Here is a 6,612-nt window from a genome sequence, read left to right on the forward strand (position 1 = left end):
AAGGTGATGCACGGCGACGCGGAGATCCACGGCTACCGCTTCGGCTCGGCCGCCTACCTCACCGACTTCAGCGAGATTCCCGCGGAATCGCTGCCGCAGCTCGTCGGCCTCGACATCCTCTTTCTCGACGCGCTCCGCCACAAGCCACACCCCACGCACTCGACGCTTGAGAACTCGCTGCGCCTGGTGGAAGAGCTGAAGCCGCGCCGCGCCTTCTTCACCCACATCTCGCACGACCTGCCGCACGCGGAGACCAACCAGTCGCTCCCCGCGCACGTGCAGCTGGCGCACGACGGCTTGAAGCTGGAGTTCGAGATTTGAGCGCCCGATGAAGGTCTTCCACAAACTCGAAGAGGTGCCCGCCGGCTTCGGCGCGACCATCTTGAGCGCCGGCAACTTCGACGGCGTCCATCGCGCCCACCAGTTCGTCCTGGGGAAGATGGTGGAGCGCGCGCGGGAGTTGGGCGCGAAGTCCCTGGCCGTAACCTTCGAGCCGCATCCCACGCGCATCCTGCGTCCTGACGTCGCTCCCCGGCTGCTCACGCCTCTGCCGGTCAAACTCAATCTCATGGAAGCGAGCGGCCTCGACGCCACACTGGTGCTGCCCTTCACCCGCGATCTTTCCCTGCTCTCGCCGCGCCAGTTTGCCGAGGAGATCCTCAGCCGCCAGCTACGCGCCCGCGAGGTCCACGAAGGCTCGAACTTCCACTTCGGACACCAGGCCGAGGGAAACGTGGAGCGTCTGCGCGAGTTCGGCCAGGCCTGCGGCTTCGAGGTGCGCATCTACCCCGAGCTGCGCATCCGCGGCGACGTGGTCTCCAGCACCCGCATCCGCGAGCTGGTGGCCGCCGGCCGGGTGAGCCGCGTCCGCCATCTGCTGGGACGCCTGTTCAGCATCGCCTCGACCGCCGGACGCGGCCGCGGCTACGGCCAGAAGTACACCGTGCCCACCATCAACCTCAGCCGCTATGACGAGGCGACGCCGGGCGACGGCGTCTACATCACCAGCACCCGCATCGGCAACGACTGCTTCGACTCGGTAACCAACATCGGCAGCCGCCCCACCTTCGGCGCGGACAGCTTCGCCATCGAGAGTCACCTATTGAACTTCCACCCGCTCGAAGTCACGGCCGAGACCGAGGTGGAGATCTTCTTCCGCCGCTGGCTGCGACCGGAGATCAAGTTTCCCTCCGTCGACGCGCTGCGCGAGCAGATTGCCCGGGATGTCCACCGCGCCCGCCAGTACTTCCGGCTCGCACCCGCGCGCCCGCCGAATCCTGGGAAGTAACCTCTCCCGGGTCTGAGATACAATCCCGCGCGCATGGCCACTGCTCCCGCCACCACCGGGTTCTCCTCCGTTACCCGCGACCAGTGGCGCACCCTTGTGGCCGCGGCCCTGGGCTGGATGCTCGACGCCTTCGACGTCATGCTCTACGCCCTGGTGCTCACCCACATCATGCGCGACCTGGGCATGACGAAAGCCGTGGGCGGCCTTCTGGCCACGCTTACCCTGCTGGCCTCCGGCTTTGGCGGGATGCTCTTCGGCTCCATCGCCGACCGCGTCGGGCGCAAGCGGGCCCTGATGCTCAGCATCCTTACCTACTCTGTCTGCTCCTTCGCCTCCGGATTCGCGACCTCCGTCGCCATGCTGGCGGTCTTCCGTTTCGTCCTGGGGCTGGGCATGGGCGGCGAGTGGAACACGGGCGCGACGCTGGTGGCCGAGACCTGGCCCATGCGGCTGCGCGCCAAGGCCATCGCCCTGGTGCAAAGTTCCTGGGCCATCGGATACGCCGCCGCGGCGCTGGTGGCCTGGGGCGTCCTGCGACTCTACCCCAGCAACTGGCGCGTGGTCTTCTTCGTGGGCGTGCTGCCCGCGCTGGTCACCCTGTGGATCCGCAAAGACGTGCCCGAATCGGAGATGTGGAAGCAGCAGCGCCAGCAAGCGGAAGACAAGCCGCCTGCCGTCCGCTTCCGGGAGCTGTTCTCCGAGAAGTACCTGGGCAAGACCGCGGCGCTGTTCTTCCTGAACTTCTTCGGGATGTTCGGATGGTGGGGACTCTTCACCTGGGTGCCGAGCTTCCTGTCGTCCCCCATCGCCGAGGGCGGCCGCGGCTTCGATCCGAAACAAATGACCATCATGCTGGTGGTGCTTAACCTGGTGGGGATGTTCCCCGGCTACGCCAGCTTCGGCTGGGTGGCCGACCACCTGGGTCGTAGGAAATCTTTCATCCTTTACACCGGGATGGCCGCCCTGCTGGTGCCCATCTATGCGCGGTTGCAGGACCCGACCACGCTGCTCTTCCTGGGGATTCCCGTCGCCTTCTTCGGGACGGGTTTCTTCTCCGGCTCCGGCATCGTCGGCAGCGAGCTCTTTCCTACCAGCGTGCGCGCCCGAGCCCTGGGCTTCACCTATAACGGCGCGCGGACGCTCAGCTCGGTGGCGCCCTTCGTCATCGGCTACGTGGCGCAGTCGCGCGGCCTGGGCGGGGCGTTCTTCCTCTGCGCGGCATCGTTTTTCCTGGCCGCGCTGGTCGCGACCCAGCTCCCGGAAACGAAGGGGAAGCACCTCGAGTAGCTGCTCAGGAACTCTTCTCCGGCAGTTGCACCACGATGCTGGCCGCAAGCACCACCACCACGCCCACCACCTGCAGCGGCCCCAGCCCTTCTCCGAGGAAAGCCGCGGCGATCAAGATCGCGAACACCGGCTCCAGGCAACTGGTGACGATGGCGCGCGTGGCGGCCAGGTACTGCAGCCCGGCGAAGTAGAACGAGAATGGCAGCAGCATGGAGAGCATGGCGAACACGGCGAGGAACAGCCACTGCTCGCCCGAGTAGTGCGCGGCGATGATCTTCCACGGCGGGTTCACCACCAGCCAGAAGAGCGCGGCGCCCAGCAACGTGTAGGTGATGATCTTCCAGCGCTCGTTGGTCTCCAGCAGCTTGTGCCCATAAACGTTGTAGAAGGCGAAGGAGAAGGCGGCGGCCAGCGCGGCCGCGATCCCCACCGCGTCCAGCTTGATCTTTCCCTGGCCGGCGACGCCGATGGCGAGCGCGCTTCCCGCGACTGCCATCAGCACCGCGCCCACCCGCCGCAGCGTGGGACGCTGCTGATGCCGCGCCAGCATGTAGAGCAACACCCACCCCGGCGCCGTGTATTGCAGGACGATGGCGGTCGCCACCGTGGTCTTCTCGATGGCCAGGTAATAGAAGTAATTCGACGCCGCGATGCCCAGCGTGCCGAGCAGCAGGGTGCGCCCGAAGTCCTTGCGGGAGATGGCGAGCGCCGCCCTCCCGCGGACCAGCAGCAGCACCGGCGCCAGCACCAGGAAGGAGATCGTGGTTCGCGTCTGGGACAGGATCAGGGGATCGATCGGCGACTGCGCCGCCGAGACCAGCCTCTGCGTGAAAACCGCCTTGCCCAGGCTGGCCGTGAGCCCCCAAAGCAAGCCGGCGGCGGCGATGTAGAGGTAGCCGCGGATGGGATGCGGCTTAACTGGCGAGGAGTTCGTCAAGTCGCTCGGGATCGAAGCCGATCATCACCTCGTCGCCCACCACCAGGGTGGGGGTGGCGCGGCTGTGATATTGGTTCACCAGTTCATCGACCGCCTGCGGATCGCGGGTGATGTCGCGCTCCTCGAACTCGATCCCTCTCTCCGAGAGGTAGGCTTTCGCCGTTCCGCAGGGCGGTCAGCCGGGTTGGGTGAAGACCTGGACTCTCTTCGCTGTCATCTCATCTTCAGACTAGCAAACCCGCGACCTGCGTGGACATCTATTTCAGGCGTACTCGATTACCGTAGTAATCTTCGCCGTCTTCTGGAGCATGGCGGAAACCGAGCAGTACTTCTCCTCCGAAAGCCGCACCGCGTCCTCCACCGCCTTCTTCGACACCTGCCCGCCGACGGTGTAAATGAGCTTAATGGTTTCATAGACGGTCGGGGGCTGCTTGGCGCGCTCGGCTTCGGCGCGCACTTCCACGCGCGTGAAGGGCTCGCGCTTCTTGCGCAGGATGCTGACCACGTCGGTGGCGGTGCAGGCGCACAGGCCCACCAGCACCAGTTCCATGGGGCCGGTCCCGGTGTTGCGTTCGCGGTCGGCGTCCACTACCAGGGCGTGACCGCTCGAGGCCATCCCCACAAAACGCTCGCCATCGGTCCACTGCACACGCGCTTCGACCATGACTATCTCCTGTTGTCGGTTTGCGGCTCGGGATGGATCAGGACCTTGAACAGCTCCTTGGCGTCCTGCTTGAAGCGGATCTCGAGCGCGGTGGAAACATCGTGCACGCGCGAGAGCGGCAGGTCGTCGGCAAAGGTGCAGTGGCAGGAGACGTAGGTGCGCCCACCCACGCGCTTCACGGCGAACTCGTGCATATCCAGCACCTCGGGAAACTCGGCCACGATGCGCTTCATGCGGCGCTCCAGCTCGGGGTCGCTCGCCGCCGGGTCGCCACTCTCGATGGTCGCCGGCTCGCTCTCGATGTGGGTGAGGATGGAGGAGATCTCCGGCACGTCTTGCTGGATCTCCGCTTCGATCTGGGTCACCAAGTCGTGCGCCTGCTTGAGGGTGAGGGTTTCGCCCAGCTCCAGATGCTGCTCCACGTGCAGCCGCCCGCCCAGGTCCTGCACGCTGACGTCGTGCACGCTGAAGTTGTTGCGCGCAGCCACGGCGCGGATGCGGTCGAAGAGGTTCTCACGCCCGGAGGCGCGCGGCACGGGATGCACCACTACGTCCGCGTCGGGCAACACGCGCTGCACCGCCGCGGTCACCGCCAGCACCACCTGCTCCGCTTTCTGGAAGGTGAGGTTGCGCGCCTCCGCCACCGAGAGGTCGGCGAAATAGCGGTTGCCGGCGCGGCGGATGCGCACCCGGTCCACCTCCAGCACGCCTTCCACGCGGGCGACCTCCTGCAGGATGCGGACGCGGATGCCCGGAGGCGAAGCGTCGAGCAGCGCGTCGATAGTCTGGCGGGCGAGCCGCCAGCTTACGTGCACGATCACGCCCGCCACCAGCAGCGCGGCGATGGAATCGGCGAAGCGCAGCGCCGGAAGCTCCATCCGCCGTCCCAGCCACACCAGCGCCAGCCCCAGCACCACCACCCCGCTTGACCAGATGTCGGTGGAGAAGTGCAGCGCGTCGGCTTCGAGCGCCTGGCTGTCGTATTTGCGCGCGATCTTCTTCAGGTCGCGCGAGCGGTAGAAATCCACTGCCATGGAAAGGAACAGGACGCCGAAGGCCGCCACACTCGGCTCGATGTGGACGTCATGCAGGAAGATGCGCTTCAGGACTTCGTAAACGATCCACACGCAGGTCAGCAGCAGCAGGCCGGTTTCCAGGAAGGCGGAGAAATTCTCCACTTTTCCGTGTCCGTACTGGTGGTCCGCGTCGGCGGGCTTGTCGGAGACCCGCACCGAAAGCAGGGTGACCGCGGCCGCGATCAGGTCGAGCCCGGAGTGCAGGGCCTCGGAAAGGATGCCCAGGCTTCCCGTGCTCCAGCCCACCGCAAACTTCAGCGCGGTGATGACCGCCGCCCCCAGCACGGACTCCAGCGCCACGCCGCGCTTTTCCCGGCGCATCTCCGCGAGCGTGGTCTGGGTGGACATGGGGCTCCCATTATCGCCGTCCGGCCCCGCCGCGCCAACCACGGCCGTGCGGATCGCGTTCCCGGCTGTGCTACGATTCCGCCGTCTCCCGGCGGTCCACAAAGAATGTCTCAGGGAAAAACCAGCGTACTGGTCACCGGCGCGGCCGGGAACCTCGGGCTGCGCCTGCTGGCCCAGCTTGCCGATTTCCAGATCACGGCCGTGGACCTGGCCCGTCCCGCCACCTCCCTTCCCCTGCGCTTCGAGCGCATGGACTTGGGGGAAGAGGCCTCCTGCAAGCGGCTGCTCCGCCTGCTGCGCGAGAGCGGAGCGTCGGCGGTGGTCCACCTGGGGTTTGTGATCGACCCGCAGCGCACCGGCATCCTCGACCGGGAGCGCATGTGGCAGATCAACGTCGCCGGGACCGCGCGGGTGATGGAGGCCATCACCGAGGTCAACCGCTCCGGTGGCGCCGTCAGCCGCTTCATCTATCCCAGCAGCGTCGCCGCCTACGGCTCCGACCTGCCCCTTCCCGTGGACGAGGACTTCCCGCTCGGCGGCCACACGCTGACCTACGCTGTGCACAAGCGCGAGGCCGACGAGGTGGTGCGGGCGCGCTTCGAGCAGCTCGACGGGTGCAGCGTCTATCTGCTGCGCCCTCATATCTTTGCCGGCGCTACCATGGAGAATTACTTGATTGGCGGATTCCGCGGCACGCCCAGCGGACGCGGGCGCATCGGCAGCTGGATGCGGCGGCGGGGATGGCGCCTGCCGTTCATCGTTCCCTTCGGTCGGCAGTATCTCGAGAACCGCTTCCAGTTCGTCCACGTGGACGACGTTGCCCGGCTGATGGCGCACCTGCTGCGCCGCCCCCAGGGCGAGCCTGCGCTCACCGTGCTCAACGTCGCCGGACGCGGCGAAGCCCTGCCGCTCGAGCGTTGCCTGGCGCTGGCCGGGACCAAAGCCTTCCGCCTGCCCGGCCACGCCGCCTGTCGCGCCATGCTCGGCATGCTGTGGAAGATGGGCGTGTGCG

Annotated in this window: 7 protein-coding genes and 1 pseudogene; 4 read left to right on the forward strand and 4 right to left on the reverse strand. The window is 66.8% G+C overall.

The features are described from left to right. The 3 genes from VGQ94_01675 to VGQ94_01685 all read left to right on the forward strand — a co-directional run. On the forward strand, nt 1-321 hold a 321-nt coding region (locus VGQ94_01675), incomplete at its 5' end, for an MBL fold metallo-hydrolase (GenBank protein HEV2021217.1). A gap of 7 nt (nt 322-328) precedes the next feature. Beyond that, entirely contained in the window at nt 329-1,288 is a 960-nt protein-coding gene (ribF, locus tag VGQ94_01680) for a riboflavin biosynthesis protein RibF (protein ID HEV2021218.1), read from the forward strand. Nucleotides 1,289-1,321: 33 nt separating this feature from the next. Next, nucleotides 1,322-2,575 (forward strand): MFS transporter, encoded by a 1,254-nt coding sequence (locus VGQ94_01685; GenBank protein HEV2021219.1) that lies wholly within the window; start codon nt 1,322-1,324, stop codon nt 2,573-2,575. A 4-nt stretch (nt 2,576-2,579) separates the two neighbouring features. Here the strand turns inward: VGQ94_01685 and VGQ94_01690 are convergent, their stop codons facing one another. The 4 genes and pseudogenes from VGQ94_01690 to VGQ94_01705 form a co-directional block, all read right to left on the reverse strand. Continuing rightward, complete coding sequence (locus VGQ94_01690) at nt 2,580-3,512, reverse strand: EamA family transporter (GenBank protein HEV2021220.1); 933 nt, start codon at nt 3,510-3,512, stop codon at nt 2,580-2,582. Beyond that, a pseudogene (locus tag VGQ94_01695) lies at nt 3,490-3,675 on the reverse strand (glutaredoxin family protein). The gene VGQ94_01690 and the pseudogene VGQ94_01695 overlap by 23 nt, the downstream one beginning before the upstream one ends. A 99-nt stretch (nt 3,676-3,774) precedes the next feature. Then, on the reverse strand, nt 3,775-4,176 hold the full coding sequence (locus VGQ94_01700; GenBank protein ID HEV2021221.1) for an OsmC family protein: 402 nt from the start codon (nt 4,174-4,176) through the stop codon (nt 3,775-3,777). Nucleotides 4,177-4,178: 2 nt separating this feature from the next. Next, nucleotides 4,179-5,600 carry a cation-efflux pump gene (locus VGQ94_01705; GenBank protein HEV2021222.1) on the reverse strand — a complete coding sequence of 474 codons (1,422 nt, stop codon included), beginning with the start codon at nt 5,598-5,600 and terminating at the stop codon, nt 4,179-4,181. A gap of 105 nt (nt 5,601-5,705) precedes the next feature. Here VGQ94_01705 and VGQ94_01710 point away from each other — a divergent pair. Beyond that, on the forward strand, nt 5,706-6,612 hold a 907-nt coding region (locus tag VGQ94_01710; protein HEV2021223.1), incomplete at its 3' end, for an NAD-dependent epimerase/dehydratase family protein.

Source organism: Terriglobales bacterium (assembly GCA_035937135.1).
Lineage (GTDB): Bacteria > Acidobacteriota > Terriglobia > Terriglobales > Acidobacteriaceae > DASYVL01.